This is a genomic window from Sporosarcina ureae, from assembly GCF_029267015.1.
Taxonomy (GTDB): domain Bacteria; phylum Bacillota; class Bacilli; order Bacillales_A; family Planococcaceae; genus Sporosarcina; species Sporosarcina ureae_D.
Genome location: NZ_JARIEA010000082.1, coordinates 1 through 19,303, shown reverse-complemented (window position 1 = coordinate 19,303; position 19,303 = coordinate 1). Strand labels below are relative to the sequence as shown.

Below are 19,303 nucleotides of genomic sequence, written 5' to 3'. Positions count from 1 at the left end.
TTCTGTTGAAACGTAGAGTAGTGTATATTTTAGGAATCGTCTCCAGTATCATGACAGCGCTTCTTACTATTTTCGGTATTCTTGTCACCAATCGATTAATGTATTTAAAAACGAAAGACTCCGAATTCATTTTACAGCGTGAAATGATTGCGAAACGATTTGATCGCCAATGGTTTGAAACCGTTAGAAAAGATGATATATGGATTCCTTCTCCTAATGGCTATAATTTACGTGCTATATTTTTGAGACCTTTAGATACTACAAGAACGGTTGTCATTTGTCATGGCGTAACAGAAAATAAAGTGAACTCGATTAAATACGCTCGTCTATTTGAACGGCTAGGATTTAATTCGGTAATTTTTGACCATCGTCGTCATGGTGATTCTGGCGGCAAAACAACAAGTTTTGGGTTTTATGAAAAGATGGACTTAAAAGAAGTTGTGAGGGCTATTCGTGAACGGGTAGGTAAGCGCGCTTTAATTGGCATTCACGGCGAATCTATGGGAGCCGCCACTACGCTGTTGTACGCAGGTACGTACGAAGATGAAGCCGACTTTTATATATCCGATTGTCCGTTTTCGGATTTCTCAGAGCAACTATTGCATATTATCCGGACAGAAATGCCTTTCAAGACTTCCATGAGTTTACGAGTCGCCAATTTGTTTTTAAAAATTCGTGATGGTTATACCTCTGCAGCCGTTTCGCCGCGTGAAGTGATGAAGTTTATCAATAAACCTGTATTATTCATCCACAGTATGGAAGATACGTTCATTTTGCCCCACATGACAGAAGAGTTGTATGATTTAAAGGAAGGCGATAAAATGATGAAACTTTTCGCCAAAGGGGCACACGCTAAGTCGTATAATGATAATCCAGATGAATATTTACAAACCGTACAACGATTTTTAAATCGATTTCGTTTATATTGAAAATTAAACAATTTTCTATAAAAAAGCTCCGTGTTAGCAATTTTGCTGATCACGGAGTTTTGCTTATTTTTTTTTAGCTGGCTTGTCTTGCACCTTGTTCATCTGAGCCATCATTTGGTTAATTTTCTTTTGTGAAGGTTTCTGTCCCATTTGCATCATCATCATACGTAACATTTGCTCATTAATTGGCGGATTTTCCTTCAAATAATTCATCATATATTTACGTGCTATGAAAAAGCCGAGAGCTACTCCCCCGATCAAAGCGACGACGATCAATAAAATTGCTATCCATGTAGTCATTGTTGCCAAACCTCCCTCATTAAGCATAGTTCAATTACATACTACCAAGAGAGATTATACAACATAGCACCAGTGAATAGCAATGACTGTACGCAAATTGTGCGGAAGTTTTTACATCATTGTATTTTCCAGTATCATGCGTTCTGAGTATTTAATAGGTTTAAGCCAGCCGCATTCTTCCTGTTCATTCATGATTGCAAAAAAACGATCTGTTGAAGTAGATAACGCTACAAATAAATCTAAGTCCAGCATTCGAGAACCTTGGCAATACACTTGAATACTATGTGTCCCCATTTTAATGAATACCTCACCTTTAATTAAATGTGTTAATCGATATTCATTATGATAGGAATCCAAGTTATCAAAACTTTTCGCCAAATTGTGCTGAATGATGGAATCAAGTTCTCTTTGATTTAACTGGTCACATAAGTATTCAATTTCCTGATAGTTTGTAGAAGGGCCAACTGTTAGAAGTTCGAATAACAAACGTTCACGCCCCATTATGAAGGATTGATAGGCTGACTTAATTTTAAATATTTCATACTTTCTCATAAAGAACACCTCCTGCTATCTATCATAGGACGTGTAGTAGATAAATCATGTCAGTTTGCGGAAAACTTCATCACTATTATTGTCGTAAAGCTGCGCAAAAAAACACACGCCTCTTTAGAACTAAGAGTCGTGTGCTCATAATAATTAGTTATTTAGTAATTTTTTCATTTCTTTAACAACATTATCTACAGTAAAGCCATATTTTTCAATGACTAAGTCACCTGGCGCACTTGCACCGAATGTGTCGATTGCCATGACAGTGCCTTCATCACCAGAGTATTTATGCCATCCAAGTGAAGCACCCATCTCAATCGCTACTCTTTTCTTGATATTCTTTGGTATAACAGAATCTTTGTATGCTTGATCCTGCTTCTCAAAGAGATCCCATGAAGGCATTGAAACGACACTGACGTCGATATTTTGTTCTTTAAGTGCTTTCTGTGCTTCCACCGCAAGACTTACTTCAGAGCCGCTTGCTAGCAGTAAACCATCTGCTTGCTCTTTAACAGCCGGTGAAATGACGTAAGCACCTTTTGGTACGTATTCCATAGCAAGTTCTTGTGATTTTGGCAATACTTCAAGATTTTGTCTAGACAAGACCAACACAGTTGGTGTGTCTTTTGAAGTTGCAGCTGTATGCCAAGCAGCAGATGTTTCATTTCCGTCAGCCGGACGAATGATAGACAATCCAGGCATCGCACGTAATGAAGCCAACTGTTCAACAGGTTCATGTGTTGGGCCGTCTTCTCCAACTGCAACGCTGTCATGTGTAAAGACGTATGTCACAGGTAATCCCATTAGCGCTGAAAGACGAATAGCAGGTCGCACGTAATCGCTGAACACGAAGAATGTTCCGCCGAAAACCTTCACTCCGCCATGAAGAGTCATGCCGTTAAGTGCAGTCCCCATCGCGAATTCACGTACTCCAAACCAGATATTCCGTCCCGAATAATCACTAGCGGAGAAATCACCCGTATTTTTAATTGTTGTCTTATTTGATCCTGCAAGATCCGCACTACCCCCAAATAAAGCGGGAACAGCTTTCGCTAATGCATTGATTGAATCACCAGACGCAGAACGAGTCGCTACAGAAGCACCTGCTTCATAAACTGGCATTTGGTCTTTTAAGTCAGATGGAAGTTCATTTGCAATCGCTTGTTTAAATTGTGCAGCTAATTCTTTATGTTCGTTTTGATAACTTTCGAACATGTCATTCCATTGTTGCTCTGATTGCACGCCTAATTGATCTGTTGCTGAATTGAATCGGTCATAGACCTCTTCAGGAACATGGAAGTCTTCTTCGAATGTCCACTTATAATACTCTTTTGTAAGAGCCATTTCATCTTCACCTAGTGGTGCTCCATGTGCATCTGCCTTACCAGATTTGTTTGGTGAACCATAACCAATGACAGTTTTCACTTCAATGATTGTCGGTCCGCCTGTGTTGCCTTTTGCTGCTTCAATTGCATCTGAAACAGATTTTATATCATTGCCATCTTCTACTCTTGAGTAGTTCCAGCCATAGGATTCAAAGCGTTTTTTAATGTTTTCAGAGAATGACATATCCAAATCGCCATCTAAAGAAATATCATTACTGTCATATAATACGATCAATTTATCTAATTGAAGATGACCAGCCATAGAAATAGCTTCCGCTGCTACGCCTTCCATTAGATCGCCATCTCCACAAAGTGCGTATGTGTAATGGTCCACAATATCGAAACCTGGTTTGTTGTACGTTGCAGCAAGATGTTTCTCTGCCATTGCCATACCTACAGACATACCGATTCCTTGTCCAAGAGGTCCTGTAGTCGCTTCCACTCCTGCTGTATGTCCGTATTCCGGATGTCCTGGAGTTTTTGAATCCCATTGTCTGAAATTCTTTAAGTCATCAATACTCAAGCCATAGCCGCTCAAGTGTAACAAGCTGTAAAGTAACATCGAGCCGTGACCCGCTGAAAGTACAAAACGATCACGATTGAACCATTGTGGGTTGGATGGATTATGATGCAAATGCTTCGTCCATAATGTATAAGCCATCGGTGCTGCGCCCATCGGTAATCCCGGGTGACCTGAATTTGCTTTTTCAATCGCATCGATTGATAATGTTCGGATTGTTGTTATTGCCAGTTGATCGATTTTTTCGGTCATGCTGTACATCCTTTCCGTCCTGTCTCATATGAGTGTTTTATAGTACATATTCCTACTCTAGTGTAGTCAATTCCCGCACTAATTACAATATTAATCCTTTACCTATCATCAATTTAGCGGTTTTTGGTTCGCACGTGCTTGTTTAACTTTTTCAGGTGTTACATCATTTCCTTCTGGATCCAACACTTTGACCGATTCAATTGTCTCACGCATACTTGAACGGAATGTTTCCAAGTATTCTTTTCTTAGTTGCGTTTGTTCTTTGGCTTCTTCAATCGATAATCCGGTTGTTTTCTTTTTTTTCGCAAGTTCATTGATACGTTGTATTTTCTTTTCTGATAGCATTATTAAAAGCCTCCATAAATAAGTCGTTTAATAAAATGTAAACAACCTGGAGGAAAAGTGCAACCTATTAGTATTGCTGTGTTATAAACTCCCTATATCTTCTATGAACTGTCGCTTTGCTAACCGCATGACCTAACCCATTTAATACAGTTGCAATTTCTTCGTATGTTAGACCTTTGTTGCGTAGTGAAACAATTTCTTCTATTGGAAGCTCAAGTCGCTCACGCCCTGGAGCTTGGTCGATATTACGTAAATTCTTCGAAGGGTCATACCCTTTGTCAACAGCACGTTTCATCCCTCTACGTATTTTTGCATTATGTAATTTCCGTTGGTATTCTTCTACGATTGCAAGAATTTCAAGCAACATCGTATCCATTTCATTCAGTTCTATCGTACCGTTAGAATGATTAGTAATTACAGTAGTCTCACTTTTAGCAATCACATGTAAAATTGCGACCCTGGCATTGCCTCGTCCTAAACGTGTTTCATCTTGAATGAACAGCGTATCGACTGTGCCATCTTGGATTTGATCCAACATAGATAGAAGACCTTCCCGATCCATGTCATAGCCACTTTGCCGATCTGTATAGATTCCAACACAATCATAAGACAACTCAGATGCTAATTTTTCAAGTTCTTCTTGTTGCCTAATAATAGATTGTTCTTGCGTCTCCTTTTCTGTACTCACGCGGCAATAGATTACACATTTCTTTTCTGTCATCTGGATCCCTCTCCAACTTCAGCTACTCGGATATCTCTCTGTTTATCTATTTTAACAGGCACACGTAGTAATTCACCCGAAACGATTTGATCAGTAGGTAAATCATTTAATGAACGTACCTGTTCGATCCAGTGGGTAGTTGGTATATCTTCTGAGTAGTTGGACGCTAGCTGCCAAAGTGTATCTCCTTCATTAATAACGATTTCCATATACTGATCTTCTTCAGCCATTTTATCGAACTGAACCCAAGCGAATGAAACACAAACTGCTAATAATACTGCAAAATAATAATTATCTTTGATAAATTCTTTAATATACTCCATCATAATTCCTCCTCTATTCCCTGCATTTAGAATACACGTTCGGAATGCTTGTTCTTAATTATAAGAGAACATACGATTCCATGTCAAGCAAAATTAGAACCTTTGTTTGATTAGTAGCCGAACACATGTTATACTATATTCAAAATAGTGGTTCAGTATTCCATTGCTCGTAAACTAGTAGAAGAGGTGAATCTGTTGAAGAAAATATCAAAAAGACAAGAAGAAATACTCGCTTTCATAAAAGACGAAGTTCGTTTAAAAGGCTATCCCCCTTCCGTTCGTGAAATTGGAGAAGCTGTTGGACTGGCATCAAGTTCCACGGTTCACGGTCACTTATCAAGACTCGAGAGTAAAGGTTTCATACGCCGGGATCCAACAAAACCCCGCGCCATCGAGATCTTGGATCCAGAAGGATTGGATGAATTAAAAAGTGGTGTTATGCATGTACCATTAATCGGGAAAGTTACTGCTGGTAATCCAATCACAACTATTGAAAATATAGAAGAATACTTCCCATTACCAGATACGTTCGGTTCATCAGAAGATGAAATCTTCATGTTAGAAATTGTAGGAGATAGTATGATAGAAGCGGGAATTCTTAACGGGGACCGTGTAATTGTTAGACAAACACACTCTGCAAGTAATGGTGAAATTGTTGTTGCCATGACAGAGGAAGACGAAGCAACAGTTAAACGATTCTTTAAAGAAAAAGACTATTTCCGGCTACAACCGGAAAACTCTTCCATGGAGCCAATCATTGTAGATAAAGTTTCTATATTAGGTAAAGTTGTTGGCGTATTCCGTATGATTCATTAATAAAAAAGTGTATCGAAACCCTAAGGTTTTCGATACACTTTTTATTTATACTAAGTTCTTTTCAAGCAACTGTTCCATAGAATCAAGCACAGCCGATTTTACATGTTCATATGTCAAACCACCTTGAATATATGCTGTGTAAGGCGGTCGAATCGGGCCGTCAGCTGTTAATTCAATACTGGACCCCTGAATGAATGTACCCGCTGCCATAATGACATCATCAGCATAACCGGGCATATACGAAGGCTCTGGAGCGTACTGAGCATTGATTGGGGAGTTTTGTTGGATCATCTGACAAAATGCAATCATTTGTTCCGCGTTCAAGAAATTAACTGATTGGATTAAATCCGTACGACGTTCACTGTAATGCGGTGTTGTGTCCATACCGAAACTGCCAAAAAATGCTGAAGTGAAAAGTGCGCCTTTGACTGCCTGGCTCACTACATGCGGCGCTAAGAAGAATCCTTGATACATCTCAAGTAACGTATCGAGTGACGCCCCTGCTTCAGCTCCAAGGCCTGGTGACGTCATACGATATGCACACTTCTCAACCAAGTCCTTCTTCCCCGCTATATAACCACCTGTTCTTGCTAATCCGCCACCGGGATTCTTAATAAGTGAACCTGCCATTAAATCAGCGCCAACTTCAACAGGCTCTTTCATTTCCACAAATTCTCCGTAGCAATTATCTACAAAAATCACGACATCTTCCTTCATTTTACGTACTTCCTTAATGATCGCTTCTATTTCATGGATTCTGAATGACGGATTGCTTGAATATCCTTTTGAGCGTTGGATGGCAACAATCTTCGTCTTAGATGAAATAGCTTCTTTTGCTTTTGCGTAATCAACAGATCCATCTTCTTTCAAGTCGATATGCTGATAAGATATTTGAAAATCTTCCAATGAACCTGTATCTTTGCCATTCCCAGAAATAATTGATTCTAATGTATCGTATGGCTTACCTGTTATGTAAAGCAATTCATCGCCTGGACGTAATATTCCGAACAAGCTGATTGTAATCGCGTGTGTGCCAGAGATAATCTGATTTCTTACGAGACAGTCTTCCGCCCCGAATACATCCGAATACACTTGTTCCAATACATCACGGCCGCTATCATCATATCCATAACCAGTAGAGCCTGATAGATGAAAGTCGCTTACTTGATTCTTTTTGAATGCTTGTAATACTTTTCTTTGGTTATAAAACGCGATTTCTTCCATTGTCTTCACAAACGGAGCGATTGCTTCCTCTGCTTCTTGTGCTTTTAACAGTAACTTCTCATTAATTGGTGCGATTTGCATGTGTAGTACCTCATTTCTTATTATCATCTTCTATTTTAGCAGATGGAATGCGTATGCCAAATAAAAGACAACAAAAAAACAGGCAAGCGCCTGTTTATTGTTCATCTTTTAAAATAACCGGTTTCGAAGGAGCATACGTAGAGATTGCATGCTTATAAATTAGCTGTTGTTTACCATCTGACTCGAGCAGAACGGTATAATTGTCATATGACTTGATTAGACCTTTCAATTGAAAACCGTTTAGTAAAAAGATTGTAACGAATGTGTTGTTCTTACGTAAAGAATTCAAAAACGTATCTTGCATATTTCCTTGTGCCATTCAATTGCCTCCTTATTCCTATTATTACGTTATTCCCTATCTACTTCTGAAAATCCTTTATTATTTTACAAGTTGCTTGAAAAATTTCTTCCGCAGATTGATTAGCATTTACCCATTGAACCGGTAATTTGTTACGGAAGTAGGTAAGCTGTCTTTTCGCATAATTACGTGTGTTCTTCATTACAGCTTCAATTGATTGTTCTTTCGTCATTTGTCCATCAAAGTAGGAGATCAACTCTTTATAGCCTATCGCCTGAACTGATTGCGTTTGACGAATTCCCTTATCCCATAATTGCTGGACTTCTTTAAACAAACCTGCTTCTACCATCTGTTCAACACGCAAATCGATTCTTTCATAAAGTAGTTCGCGGGGAAGATCAAGTCCAATAATCAACGAGCGATACATCGGCTGATTTCCTAACTGTTGTTCGTGATCTTGCTTTGTCAGACCAGTCACTTCAAGGATCTCAAGTGCACGCACAAGACGTCTGTGATTGTTTGGGTGTATTTTCTCAGAGCTTTTCGGATCTAACTCCGTCAGTCTTGCATGCAACACATCAGCACCTTTTGTTTCAAGCTCTTGCTCCAGACGCGCCCGCACTTCAGAATCCGCAGCCTGTTCTGTAAATCGATAATCGAACAACACCGATTGTACATACATTCCGCTACCGCCTACAATAATTGGTAATTTCCCGCGAGATTGAATATCTGTAATCCACTGTCTAACTGCCAGTTGATATTCCGCCACAGAAAACGACTCTGTCGGTTCTTTCACATCAAAGAAATGATGTGGAATTCCATTCATTTCAGATACATGTATCTTAGCCGTACCAATATCTAGTTCTTTATAGACTTGCATAGCGTCCCCATTAATGATTTCTCCATTAAATGATTTGGCAAGTGCTGTACTTAGTGATGTCTTCCCTGAAGCTGTAGGTCCTACTATTGCTAGTACATCAAATGGCAGATTCATGTTTTTTCATCCACTCCACTATAGTCGTATACACTTGTTTATAATTAGTTTCTTGTAGCATTTCATGTCTACCGCCTTCAAACAGCTGAACAGTAACTTGTCGTTGATTCGCTTTATCAAATTGTTTGGCTACTTTCCAAACACCCTTCGCTCGATTCCCAACTAAATCATCGGTTCCTGATATTAATAAAATGGGCAGTTCATTTGGAATATTTAACAAGAATTCAGGAGCTTCTATAGAATTCATTCCTTCAAGCACCACACGGAACATTTGAGCAGTCGGCACAAACCCACACGCTTCATCTTCTTCATAATCGCTGACACTTACCGTATCGCGTGATAACCATGAAAATTCACCTTCGTTTGGGAATTGTTTTGAATAATTACCGAAGACTAAACTGTTTAAAAGCTCATCTGGTTGCTCTTCCGGATATTTGTCTTCTCTATATGCAGCTAATGCAATCGCTGCATGCGCCGTAAGCTCAGAATTCGATCCAGTGCCCGATAGAACCACGCCACTAAGCGTTGAACCATATAACTGAATATAGCGCCTTGCAACGAATGAGCCCATGCTGTGCCCTAGTAGCACTAACGGAAGATCAGGGTTTTGTTGTTGATAGGCTTGGTTTACTTCAAACGTATCATCTACTAATTGATCGAATGTGGCAGATTGACCTAAATAACCATACGTATTACCGTTTTCAATAGCCGTCTTACCATGACCACGTTGATCGTGGAGCGTCACAACATATCCTTGCGATTGTAAGTACTTCGCAAAACGATCATACCGACGACTATGTTCCGCCAGTCCATGAATGATATGCACACGTGCTATCGGATTCGTCGCTTGTGTATAAGCTCTACTATACACTTTTGTACCGTCACGCATCTCTACCCATTGATCCGTCATGAACTTACACTCCCTTTCGCTTCCGCTATTGCATTCTTCAAATCATTTTCATGAATGGATTTCTCACTGTCTGTATAATGCAATAACGTAGCCATATAGTCCGTTACTTGTGTCGCCAACGACTCTACTACATCGATTTGAAAATAGAGATCTCCTTTTCGGCGAATAAAGAAATCACTTGGTGAAGTAATCATTTCATAATGGATGCCATATAAAACCTCTGCACGTAAACTAATAGGCAACTCATTTTCCTCTGCTGAAACTACATGGGCAAATTGGAATACTTGATCACTATTTCTACCATAAAATGAAGCAAGACGTGCGCCTTGCTGTGAAGTTAAACCAAATTGGGGTGCACGTTCAGCCTGTTGATGAATAAACTGTTGCAAATCCTCATCACTTGCGAAATCACTTCCGGATACACAGATGTTTTTAGTCTCACAGTATTTGATAGAGGGTCTTTCTAATCGCTCGGCAATTCGGTCCACTACGACTTCAGCCATCTGTCGGTAACCTGTTAACTTTCCACCAGCAATTGTCAGCAACCCAGGTACCGTTTCCCACACTTCATCTTTTCTTGAAATTTCAGAAGCATCCTTGCCTTCTTGAGCAATCAGTGGACGTATTCCAGCCCATGTGGATTCTACATGATGACGTTGCAGATGAATACTCGGAAAGATTTGATGAACTGCATCGATAATATAGTTAATATCCTCCTCTGTCGCTACTGGGTTTTGTTTATCATCTGAATAAAATGTATCTGTCGTTCCGATGTACGTCTTATTCTCTCGCGGAATTGCAAATAGCATCCGACCGTCTGAGTTATCGAAATAGATTGCTTGTTGTAGTGGGAATATGGATTGATCAACAACGATATGAACGCCTTTCGTAATATGCAATTGTTTCTTGTGTGGGCTACTAACCTTTTTCTGTAATTCATCAACCCATGGACCGGAAGCGTTGATGACCATTGAAGCCTTTACCGAAAACCGTTCGCCTGTCTGTTGGTCACTTAAGACAGCTCCTACGATATGTTCGTTTTCAAAATTGAATTGTTCACATTTCATATAATTTAAACAAAGAGCACCTTTTTCTGATGCTTTCTTTAACACTTCAATCGTCAAGCGCGCGTCATCAGTCTGATATTCTACATAATGTCCGCCGCCTTTTAAATTTTCTTTCTTCAACAATGGTTCAAGTTCAGCCGTTTCTTTTTTTGTTAGCATTTCACGACGTTCTGCATGCTTGACCCCTGCCAGTAAATCGTAAACGAGAAGGCCTACCGAAGTAGAGTATTTACCATACGTTCCTTTTTTATAGATTGGTAATAACATCGGCCTGGATTTTGTAATATTACGCGAATTGCGGAATACGATTTCCCGTTCTTTCCCCGTTTCCGCCACGATCTTTACTTCAAATTGTTTTAAATAACGTAAACCGCCATGTATCAATTTTGTTGAGCGACTTGAAGTGCCTGCAGCGAAATCCTGCATATCAACTAGGGCAACCGAAAATCCTCTTGCAGCCGCATCTAATGCGATACCCGCCCCTGTAATCCCTCCACCGACAACTAATACATCGAATGAAAGGTTTTTCAGGTCCTGAATTCTGCTTGATCTCTCTAATGTTGAAAACATAAAATCGCTCCTCTCTGACTTGCTCTGTTACATCACTCGTTTGAACATTTTCTCTAATTCATAGGTTGTAAAATGGATTAACACAGGACGACCGTGTGGACATGTGTACGGATTGCGACACATACCAAGATCCGTGAGCAAACGTTCCATGTCTTCTTGTCTTAAATAGTAATTTGCCTTGATAGATTTTTTACAACTCATCATGATAGCACTTTCTTCGCGTAATTTCTCAACATCCACTTTTCGTTTCTCAAGCACTTGCTCAATCATTTCTTCAATGATTGAAGTAGCTTGTCCTTCAGGAAACCAAGAAGGATATTCTTTTACTGTATATGTGGCAGGACCAAATGATTCTAAAAACACACCAACTTCTTCCAGTGCGCTTTTGCATTCTTCAATCTTCACTTGTTCATCAGCTGAGTAATGAAAGACGAGCGGCAAGAGTAATTGCTGGCGCTCACCTGAATCTACTTGACCAAGCTTCACCTTAAAATATTCATACTTGATTCTCTCTTGAGCTGCGTGCTGATCGATTAAATAAAACCCATCCTCATTTTGCGCAACAATATACGTTCCGTGAACTTGTCCTATAGGTACAATGGACGGAAAATGGTTTCCCTCTTGCTGCTCTTGTTCATACACAACAAGCTCTTCCGGTATAGTTTCATCCCGCTGCTCAAAAATAGCTTCTGGAAATACCGACGTTGTCAACTCCGCTTCAGGTACTTGCACCGGTATAATGGTCGGCGAAACTTCTTGACCACCTAATGGAACGCTCACGTCTGGACGGCGATAAGAAGGTGTCCAAATAGATTGCTGTTCAGATTCTCTTTTTATTGGCTTCTCTTTCTTTACCGCGTCAGGGATGATGGTGACTCCTTGAATCGCTTCTTTGATTGCAGTTTTTATAAGAGAAAGTAATTCGCCTTCTTTACTAATACGGATATGGCGCTTTGCTGGGTGAACGTTAACATCTGTCAAAATAGGGTCGGCTGTAATATCAATGACCGCAATTGGAAATCTTCCAATTGGCAAGTACGTATGCATCGCTTCTATTGCTGCTTGCGTCCCCGCATAGCTTTTAATCCATCGCCCATTCATTAGAAGTGAAATATAGTTTTTCGAAGCACGTGTCATTTCGGGAAATGTAATAAACCCCTTCACCTCGAAATCAGCATCCTCTTTTTGAAATGGAATCATTTTACGCGCAACTCCAACACCATATATATCTGATAATACCCGTAATAAATCTCCTGAACCTGATGTTCTGAGAATTTCATGCTGATCGTGCGTTAATGAGAAGGATATGTCAGGATGACTCAGTGCTAATCGGTTTAATAAATCAATTGTATGTCCAAGTTCCGTTTGAATTGTTTTCATATATTTTAAGCGTGCTGGTGTATTGAAGAATAGGTGTTGTATGAGAAAATCTGTACCTTTTCGTAAAGCACCTGCTTCATATTTCAGTACTTTACCACCTTCAATCTCTACTACAGCACCATCTTCACCATTCGATGTCCATAATGAAACTTTCGAAACAGCGGCAATACTCGCTAATGCTTCTCCGCGAAATCCAAGGGTACGGATACGAAATAGATCATGTTCATTGGATATTTTACTAGTAGCATGCCGTTCAAAACAGCGGATAGCATCATCTTCAGACATACCGTTACCGTTATCGGTTACGCGAATAGAAGAGAGTCCCGCTTCTACTAAAGATACTTCTATTTTTGTACTCTGCGCATCAATCGCATTCTCCACTAGTTCCTTGACGATTGAAGAAGGACGCTCCACTACTTCTCCCGCTGCGATTTTATTGGCTAGGGTGTCATCCATAATGTGAATTTGATTCATGCCATTCACTCCTTCTTGTCTTGCATCAAACGTTCTTTCCATTCCATTAATTTTTGCATCGTTTGCATGGGTGTCATGTTCATCAAATCTATCGCTTCTATCTCTTCAAGTAACGTTTGTGTTTCTGATGAAAAAATCGGTTCGCTAGTAGTATCAAAGAAAGCCAGTTGCTCCGATACAGAAGAAGCGCCTTTAGTTGTACTGTCTTCTTCAAAACGCTGTAGCAATGTTTTTGCACGTCCGACAACTTCGGCAGGTAGACCTGCAAGTTCAGCTACATGGATTCCGTAGCTTCGATCGGCTGCACCCGGTAATACTTTGTGTAAGAACACAACTTTACCATTTTGCTCTTTGGCTGCAACATGAACGTTCAGTAAGCGATCCAACACATCTTCTAATTGAGTTAATTCATGATAGTGCGTAGAAAACAGTGTATTGGCACCAATTTCTTCGTGGATATATTCCATCATTGCTTGTGCAAGTGCCATCCCATCATATGTTGAAGTACCACGTCCGATCTCATCAAACAATAACAAGCTGTGAGACGACGCATGTGCAAGTGCATATTGAGACTCCATCATTTCCATCATAAATGTACTTTGACCTGACGCTACATCATCTGCCGCACCAATCCGCGTGAAAATTTGGTCTGTAATAGGCAAAACAGCCTTTTCACAAGGTACGAAACAACCGATCTGCGCCATCACAACAGTCAGTGCTACTTGGCGCATATATGTACTCTTACCGGACATATTTGGACCTGTTATGAGCAGCATATTTTCATCTTCAGCAAGCGTGCAGGAATTTGGAATATATAAAGAATGATTCATCATTTTTTCTACGACAGGATGTCGGCCATTTTGTATATCGACTGCTTTCCCTGCATGGAATTCAGGTCGAACGTATTGGTTTTTCTCCGATACTTTCGCGAACGCTAATAGTACATCCAGTTCACTGATGACAGAAGCCAATTGTTGAATTCTTTGTACGTCTCCTTTTACTTGTTCACGAATGGATTGGAACAATTCGAGTTCTAATGTCTGACTGTCTGCTTCCGCATTTAGAATTAACTCTTCTTTTTCTTTTAACTCTGTTGTTATATATCGCTCCGCGTTGGCAAGTGTCTGCTTGCGTTCATAACGCGACAGATCAGCTAAATGAATATTGGACTTTGTAATTTCAATATAATAACCAAATATACGATTATAGCCAATTTTCAACGTTTTAATTCCTGTCAGCTGACGTTCTTTTTGTTCAAGTTGCGCTAACCAATTCTTTCCGTTACGTGACGCATCCCGAAGCTCATCCAATTTCTCATGATAGCCGTCTAGTATTAATCCACCATCTTTGCCTGATATGGGTGGGTTAACTGCGATTGCATCCGTTAGTAATTGAAAAGTTTCTTGACACGGGTCCATTTTCTCAGCAAACTGTTGCAACATTGGGCGTTTAGATTCCTTCAGTAATTGTTTCAGTTTTGGTATATGGGACAATGAATTCCTTAACTGCGCCAAGTCACGAGCGCTCGCACTACCCATGGAGATTCTTCCAGCAAGTCGTTCCACATCATATACATCATGTAATTCTTCCAGTAGTTCTTCACGTAAGAAATACTCATCAATTAAGTTGTTTACAGTTTCCAGACGATTTTCAATCGCCTGGCGTTGAGCAAGTGGCTGGTGAATCCACATGCGTAATTTTCTTGCCCCCATCGCCGTAACGGTTTCATCCAATACCCAGAACAATGTACCTTCTTTTTTTCCAGAACGAATGGTTTGTACAAGCTCTAAATTGCGCATTGAGTTCGCATCAATTGATAGTTTTGCATTTTTCTCTATATAGATAAAAGGACGAATGTGACCGAAAACCATCTTCTGCATACGCAACAGATACGATTGTAATTTACGGCAAGCTTCTTGTAGCTCTACTGGCAAATGTTCATATGTGTCGTGACCAATCGATCCCGAATGCTCTGTGTCTTCAATCGAAAGCATAATTTCCCGACTCTCGAACAGTTCTGCGAAAATAACATGAAGTTGCTCATCTACAATAATTTCCTTCATACCAAGAGCTTCGATTTCAGCAAGCAGTGTACGCTCACTTCCTTCTATTAGCTCTACTTTTCCTTCTCCTGTACCCACATCTAGATAAGCTAATGCATAACATTGATTACCAATACTATCGACGGCGCCGATAAAATGATTGGCTTCTGCGTCAATCGTTTTACCTTCTGTTAATGTGCCAGGTGTAATCACTTTGACCACTTCACGTTTAACGATCCCTTTTACCGAACGCGGGTCTTCCATTTGCTCGCATATCGCTACTTTATGACCTTTGTGAATTAATGTTTCAATATATCCTGTGGCGGAGTGATACGGAATACCGCACATCGGTATACGATCTCTTGCGCCTGAGTCCCTACTCGTTAATGTGATTTCTAATAATGCAGATGCATTAACAGCATCCTCAAAAAACATTTCATAAAAATCTCCCAAACGGAAGAATAAAAACGCGTCTGTATATTGTTCTTTAATTTTCAAATATTGTTGCATCATTGGTGTATGTTCAGACATGGTAAACCCTCTTTTTCTCGCTCATTTTCTATACATTATACCAAACCCCCTTAGAGTTAACGAATCAAAAGGGGCTAAGATATTTTAAAATGTAGGAGGGATGTAATGATTTGAATACAAACTCCTTTAAAAACAATAAAAAACCATCTCGTTTATTAATAGTCCGAGATAGTTTTCAATTTTGAAAACCGATATTCTGTTTTTAAATTAAACAATTGGCCGAACTGCTCCAAAACAAAATGTAAGCAACCAACTATCATGAGATCGTGCTGTCTATACTGCAGAAATCACTTTGAACGGAACAGCAAGTGTTACTACATAATAAGGGGCTACCGGTTTCAAGAACATTTTGACTAGGCGATACTCTCCTGGTATGAGTGTTACACCAATTGTTTCCACTGTAAACGATTGGTGAATTTCTTTTCCTGGAGCAATTAAACGACCCAAATTAGTGAATTTGGGATTTTCATAAAACACAAAGTCAGAATGCGACAACGTATACCATTCATTATTTTTCAGTATTTCTATATGAAAGTATTCACCAAATTCATAACTAATTTGGCTATCATTTCTTAATGTCGTGTGGAATATCGGCATACCTTCTTCATGTTGTTGTTCCGAAATCGATAGCGTCAGACCACTTCTACTTGCCCCTAATTCTTGTTCAGGGGAAGGAGCCGAAAGAGTTTGCATATCATTTCCTTTGCTACATGCTGACAGTATTAGTAGGAGTGCTGGAAGTATAAGCCACTTTATTTTCACCATAGGATCTCCCCCTATCCTAAGGCTACACCCATTCCCGCAAAGTAAACTTGATACAGATCATTTTTTAAAAACTTATAGCAAATAAAAAAAGCCGGTGAAACTCCCGGCTTTAAAATGGTGAATCTTTACGCTGAGGCGGTTGATGCGGTCTCTCTTTATTCGGAACCTCTTTATTCTTTTTATCTTCCATCACAATAGAAGAAGATTCAGCTTCTACTATTGGCCATTCTTCATCATACGGATGAGGATGAATCGTTACGGATACTTTTGTTTCACCAATCATCTCAACTAACAACTCTCTTTCAATCGAAATCGAGAAGTTTTGTCCGCATTCAGAAATACTAGCTTCTGTACAATTCGGATGCTGTAACACTGTGACAATTGTTTCCTCTTTTGCTGATGTCGGCTCATCGCGATAATGCAATGCAATCTTATCTTTATAAGGAATCGATTCAGTAAAGACGGAAGTTTTAGAATGGTCATGGTGTGAGTACCAAACATTCACATCAAAACTACCGGTCACTTCCACGTACTTACCAACTTTCTTTGCTTGTTGCGTGTGATTGATCACCCAACAGCCCAATATACTTGAAGGACGATTAGGTGGCTTTAGCATCTCAGTAGACTCTGATCGATGCTTTCCTTTGGCAATAACAGCTTTAGTCACAATTTGTCTTAAATTTTTCAGTTTTCTTCCTCCTTCTTTGGCTTCTATCCATCCTATGCAACAGCAGCCCAGAAATTGAAAAAAATCGGCAAGGAATTTTCTCCTTAGCCGATTTATTATTTAAGACAATGATTTTTTCTGTGTATTTTCTACGTATGAACCTGTTTCACCACGTAAAAGGTCGCCGCCAGTAGACTCGATAATTTCATCCGTTACACTGTTCGCAATTGTATTGGATACCAATTGTAGTAAATCATTCACTTCATCTTGAGACTGTTTGAACTCTTGTACCAATGGAATCGCATCGATTTCAGCTTGGACTTGATCAATTTTCTTCTCAATTGCTTTTAGAGCACGCTCTTTTTCATAGTTTTGGAAATTCACTGCCTGCGTTTGAAGTGATTTCATACTAGCGATTTTTTCACGTACTTTTTGATTTTCATTAATTTGTGCTTCTGCACGTTTATAAAACTCGACTTCTTCTGTATTTGCCAACATATGTGCCAAATCGCGTGCTTTTTGTATGATTTCGTCTTTTGTAAACTTCTTCTCCATTATCCTATCACCTTTTCTTTCTGGACTACTCCGATGAATTCACCATTGAGCGACCATGATTTTGCTTCTACTATTTGCACTTCTACGATCTCACCGATTACAGAACGTGGTGCTACAAAATTAACTAACTTACTTTTTTCTGTATAGCCTGCTAGTACGTCAGGATTCCTTTTACTTTCTCCTTCAACCAGTACTTTAACAATTTGTCCTTCATATGGCTTCATAGCCTCTGCAGACATATCGTTCACTAGTTTAAGAAGTCGTTGCAAACGTTCCTTCTTCACTTCCATCGGTATATTATCTTGCATCTTTGCAGCTGGTGTTCCTTCACGTGGCGAGTAAATATATGTGAACGCCATATCAAATCCAACTTCGCGATAAAGGGACAACGTTTCTTGAAATTGCTCTTCGGTTTCATTTGGGAACCCCACAATAATGTCCGTTGTGAGCGATAGATTAGGAATTGCGGTTCTAATCTTATCGACCAGTTCCAAATAGCTTTCCCGAGTATATTTACGAGCCATAATCTTTAACATATCAGATGAACCTGATTGTACGGGCAAATGAATATGGTCAACTAAATTTCCGCCTTTTGCAAGAACTTCGATTAAATGATCATCGAAGTCACGAGGATGACTCGTCGTGAAACGAATTCTTGGGATATCAATCAACCGCAATTCATCCATCAGATCGCCTAATCGATAGGTGATATCATCAAAATCTTTTCCGTACGCATTGACGTTTTGACCAAGCAAAGTGATTTCTTTATACCCTTCAGCAGCCAATTGGCGAACTTCTTGAATGATGTCTGCCGGTCGTCTGCTACGTTCTTTACCACGTGTATACGGCACGATACAATACGTACAGAACTTATCGCAGCCATACATAATATTAACCCAAGCTTTGATTTTTCCATTACGCACTTTAGGCAAGTCCTCGATCACGTCGCCCTCTTTTGACCACACTTCAATAACCATCTCTTTAGACATGTATGCTTCATGTAAAATGTTCGGTAGACGATGAATATTATGTGTACCAAAAATCATATCTACTTGATCATACGTTTTTAAAATTTTATTTACAACGGATTCTTCTTGTGACATACAGCCACATACACCGATCAGTAAATCTGGGTTTGTCAGTTTAAGTGGTTTGTAGTGGCCTAATTCTCCAAATACTTTATTTTCTGCATTTTCACGGATTGCACATGTGTTCAGTAGTATGACATCTGCTTCTTTTACATTGTCAGTTGCATTGTAACCTAATGCCATTAAAATGCCTGCAATTACTTCCGTATCATGTTCGTTCATTTGACAGCCAAAAGTACGTATGAAGAATTTACGGCCTTGTCCCATTCCTTTAAAGCGTTGATCTATTTGAAAGTTATCGTGATATTCCACTTCTTCTTTCCCGCGTTTTTTTGCGTCTTTCAGAGAAGGCCCGCTGTAGACAGACTCGAAATATTTGCTATAGTCTTTTTCTGTGATGTTTGATTTCGATTTGTTTTCTGCTACGAGTCCAGCTTGCAAGCGCTGTTCTTCATTCATTGCAGTAGCCCCTTTCTATTACTTATCGGGAAATAAGCATACATGATGTTATTATACTGAA

General features: G+C 39.6%; 19 protein-coding genes. 2 read left to right on the top strand and 17 right to left on the bottom strand.

Annotated elements, in window-relative coordinates; genetic code table 11:
- The first annotated feature begins 5 nt into the window (after positions 1-5).
- Complete coding sequence (locus tag Q7P97_RS14650) at positions 6-929, top strand: alpha/beta hydrolase (protein WP_303970204.1); 924 nt, start codon at positions 6-8, stop codon at positions 927-929.
- Positions 930-992: 63 nt separating this feature from the next.
- Here the strand turns inward: Q7P97_RS14650 and Q7P97_RS14645 are convergent, their stop codons facing one another.
- From Q7P97_RS14645 to yneA, 6 genes are all read right to left on the bottom strand, one after another.
- Positions 993-1,229, bottom strand: a complete 237-nt coding sequence (locus tag Q7P97_RS14645) for a YneF family protein (protein WP_303970202.1) — start codon at positions 1,227-1,229, stop codon at positions 993-995.
- 111 nt (positions 1,230-1,340) lie between these two features.
- Positions 1,341-1,781 carry a sporulation inhibitor of replication protein SirA gene (gene sirA / locus Q7P97_RS14640; protein WP_085428723.1) on the bottom strand — a complete coding sequence of 147 codons (441 nt, stop codon included), beginning with the start codon at positions 1,779-1,781 and terminating at the stop codon, positions 1,341-1,343.
- Between the two features lie 144 nt (positions 1,782-1,925).
- The gene (gene tkt / locus Q7P97_RS14635) at positions 1,926-3,932 is read right to left on the bottom strand and encodes a transketolase (RefSeq protein ID WP_303970199.1); all 2,007 of its coding nucleotides are present in this window, start codon (positions 3,930-3,932) and stop codon (positions 1,926-1,928) included.
- A gap of 108 nt (positions 3,933-4,040) precedes the next feature.
- On the bottom strand, positions 4,041-4,277 hold the full coding sequence (locus tag Q7P97_RS14630) for a DUF896 domain-containing protein (protein WP_085428721.1): 237 nt from the start codon (positions 4,275-4,277) through the stop codon (positions 4,041-4,043).
- 67 nt (positions 4,278-4,344) lie between these two features.
- Positions 4,345-4,998, bottom strand: a complete 654-nt coding sequence (locus Q7P97_RS14625; RefSeq protein WP_303970198.1) for a YneB family resolvase-like protein — start codon at positions 4,996-4,998, stop codon at positions 4,345-4,347.
- On the bottom strand, positions 4,995-5,321 hold the full coding sequence (gene yneA, locus Q7P97_RS14620) for a cell division suppressor protein YneA (protein ID WP_303970197.1): 327 nt from the start codon (positions 5,319-5,321) through the stop codon (positions 4,995-4,997). Before yneA ends, Q7P97_RS14625 begins: the two co-directional genes overlap by 4 nt.
- Before the next feature lie 195 nt (positions 5,322-5,516).
- Between yneA and lexA the strand changes: the two genes are divergently transcribed.
- Positions 5,517-6,137: a transcriptional repressor LexA gene (lexA, locus tag Q7P97_RS14615; protein WP_085428718.1), complete on the top strand. Its 621-nt coding sequence runs from the start codon at positions 5,517-5,519 to the stop codon at positions 6,135-6,137.
- A 45-nt stretch (positions 6,138-6,182) separates the two neighbouring features.
- On the opposite strand, the gene Q7P97_RS14610 is transcribed toward lexA, so the two are convergent.
- From Q7P97_RS14610 to miaB, 11 genes are all read right to left on the bottom strand, one after another.
- Entirely contained in the window at positions 6,183-7,442 is a 1,260-nt protein-coding gene (locus Q7P97_RS14610; RefSeq protein WP_303970195.1) for a methionine gamma-lyase family protein, read from the bottom strand.
- 94 nt (positions 7,443-7,536) lie between these two features.
- Complete coding sequence (hfq, locus tag Q7P97_RS14605; protein ID WP_085428716.1) at positions 7,537-7,761, bottom strand: RNA chaperone Hfq; 225 nt, start codon at positions 7,759-7,761, stop codon at positions 7,537-7,539.
- 40 nt (positions 7,762-7,801) lie between these two features.
- Positions 7,802-8,734, bottom strand: a complete 933-nt coding sequence (gene miaA / locus Q7P97_RS14600) for a tRNA (adenosine(37)-N6)-dimethylallyltransferase MiaA (protein ID WP_303970192.1) — start codon at positions 8,732-8,734, stop codon at positions 7,802-7,804.
- Entirely contained in the window at positions 8,718-9,644 is a 927-nt protein-coding gene (locus Q7P97_RS14595) for an alpha/beta hydrolase (protein WP_303970190.1), read from the bottom strand. Before Q7P97_RS14595 ends, miaA begins: the two co-directional genes overlap by 17 nt.
- Positions 9,641-11,281 (bottom strand): glycerol-3-phosphate dehydrogenase/oxidase, encoded by a 1,641-nt coding sequence (locus tag Q7P97_RS14590; protein ID WP_303970189.1) that lies wholly within the window; start codon positions 11,279-11,281, stop codon positions 9,641-9,643. The genes Q7P97_RS14595 and Q7P97_RS14590 overlap by 4 nt, the downstream gene beginning before the upstream one ends.
- 27 nt (positions 11,282-11,308) lie before the next feature.
- Positions 11,309-13,135, bottom strand: a complete 1,827-nt coding sequence (gene mutL, locus Q7P97_RS14585; protein ID WP_303970186.1) for a DNA mismatch repair endonuclease MutL — start codon at positions 13,133-13,135, stop codon at positions 11,309-11,311.
- A 5-nt stretch (positions 13,136-13,140) separates the two neighbouring features.
- A complete protein-coding gene (gene mutS, locus Q7P97_RS14580) occupies positions 13,141-15,708 on the bottom strand; it encodes a DNA mismatch repair protein MutS (RefSeq protein WP_303970184.1) in 2,568 nt (855 codons plus the stop codon).
- Positions 15,709-15,981: 273 nt separating this feature from the next.
- Positions 15,982-16,473 carry an immunoglobulin-like domain-containing protein gene (locus Q7P97_RS14575; protein ID WP_303970183.1) on the bottom strand — a complete coding sequence of 164 codons (492 nt, stop codon included), beginning with the start codon at positions 16,471-16,473 and terminating at the stop codon, positions 15,982-15,984.
- 109 nt (positions 16,474-16,582) lie between these two features.
- Positions 16,583-17,140, bottom strand: coding sequence for an outer spore coat protein CotE (cotE, locus tag Q7P97_RS14570; RefSeq protein ID WP_369684245.1), 558 nt, complete (start codon positions 17,138-17,140; stop codon positions 16,583-16,585).
- Between the two features lie 120 nt (positions 17,141-17,260).
- Positions 17,261-17,695, bottom strand: a complete 435-nt coding sequence (locus Q7P97_RS14565; RefSeq protein WP_085428708.1) for a YlbF/YmcA family competence regulator — start codon at positions 17,693-17,695, stop codon at positions 17,261-17,263.
- Entirely contained in the window at positions 17,695-19,242 is a 1,548-nt protein-coding gene (miaB, locus tag Q7P97_RS14560) for a tRNA (N6-isopentenyl adenosine(37)-C2)-methylthiotransferase MiaB (protein ID WP_303970181.1), read from the bottom strand. The genes Q7P97_RS14565 and miaB overlap by 1 nt, the downstream gene beginning before the upstream one ends.
- Between the last annotated feature and the right edge of the window lie 61 nt (positions 19,243-19,303).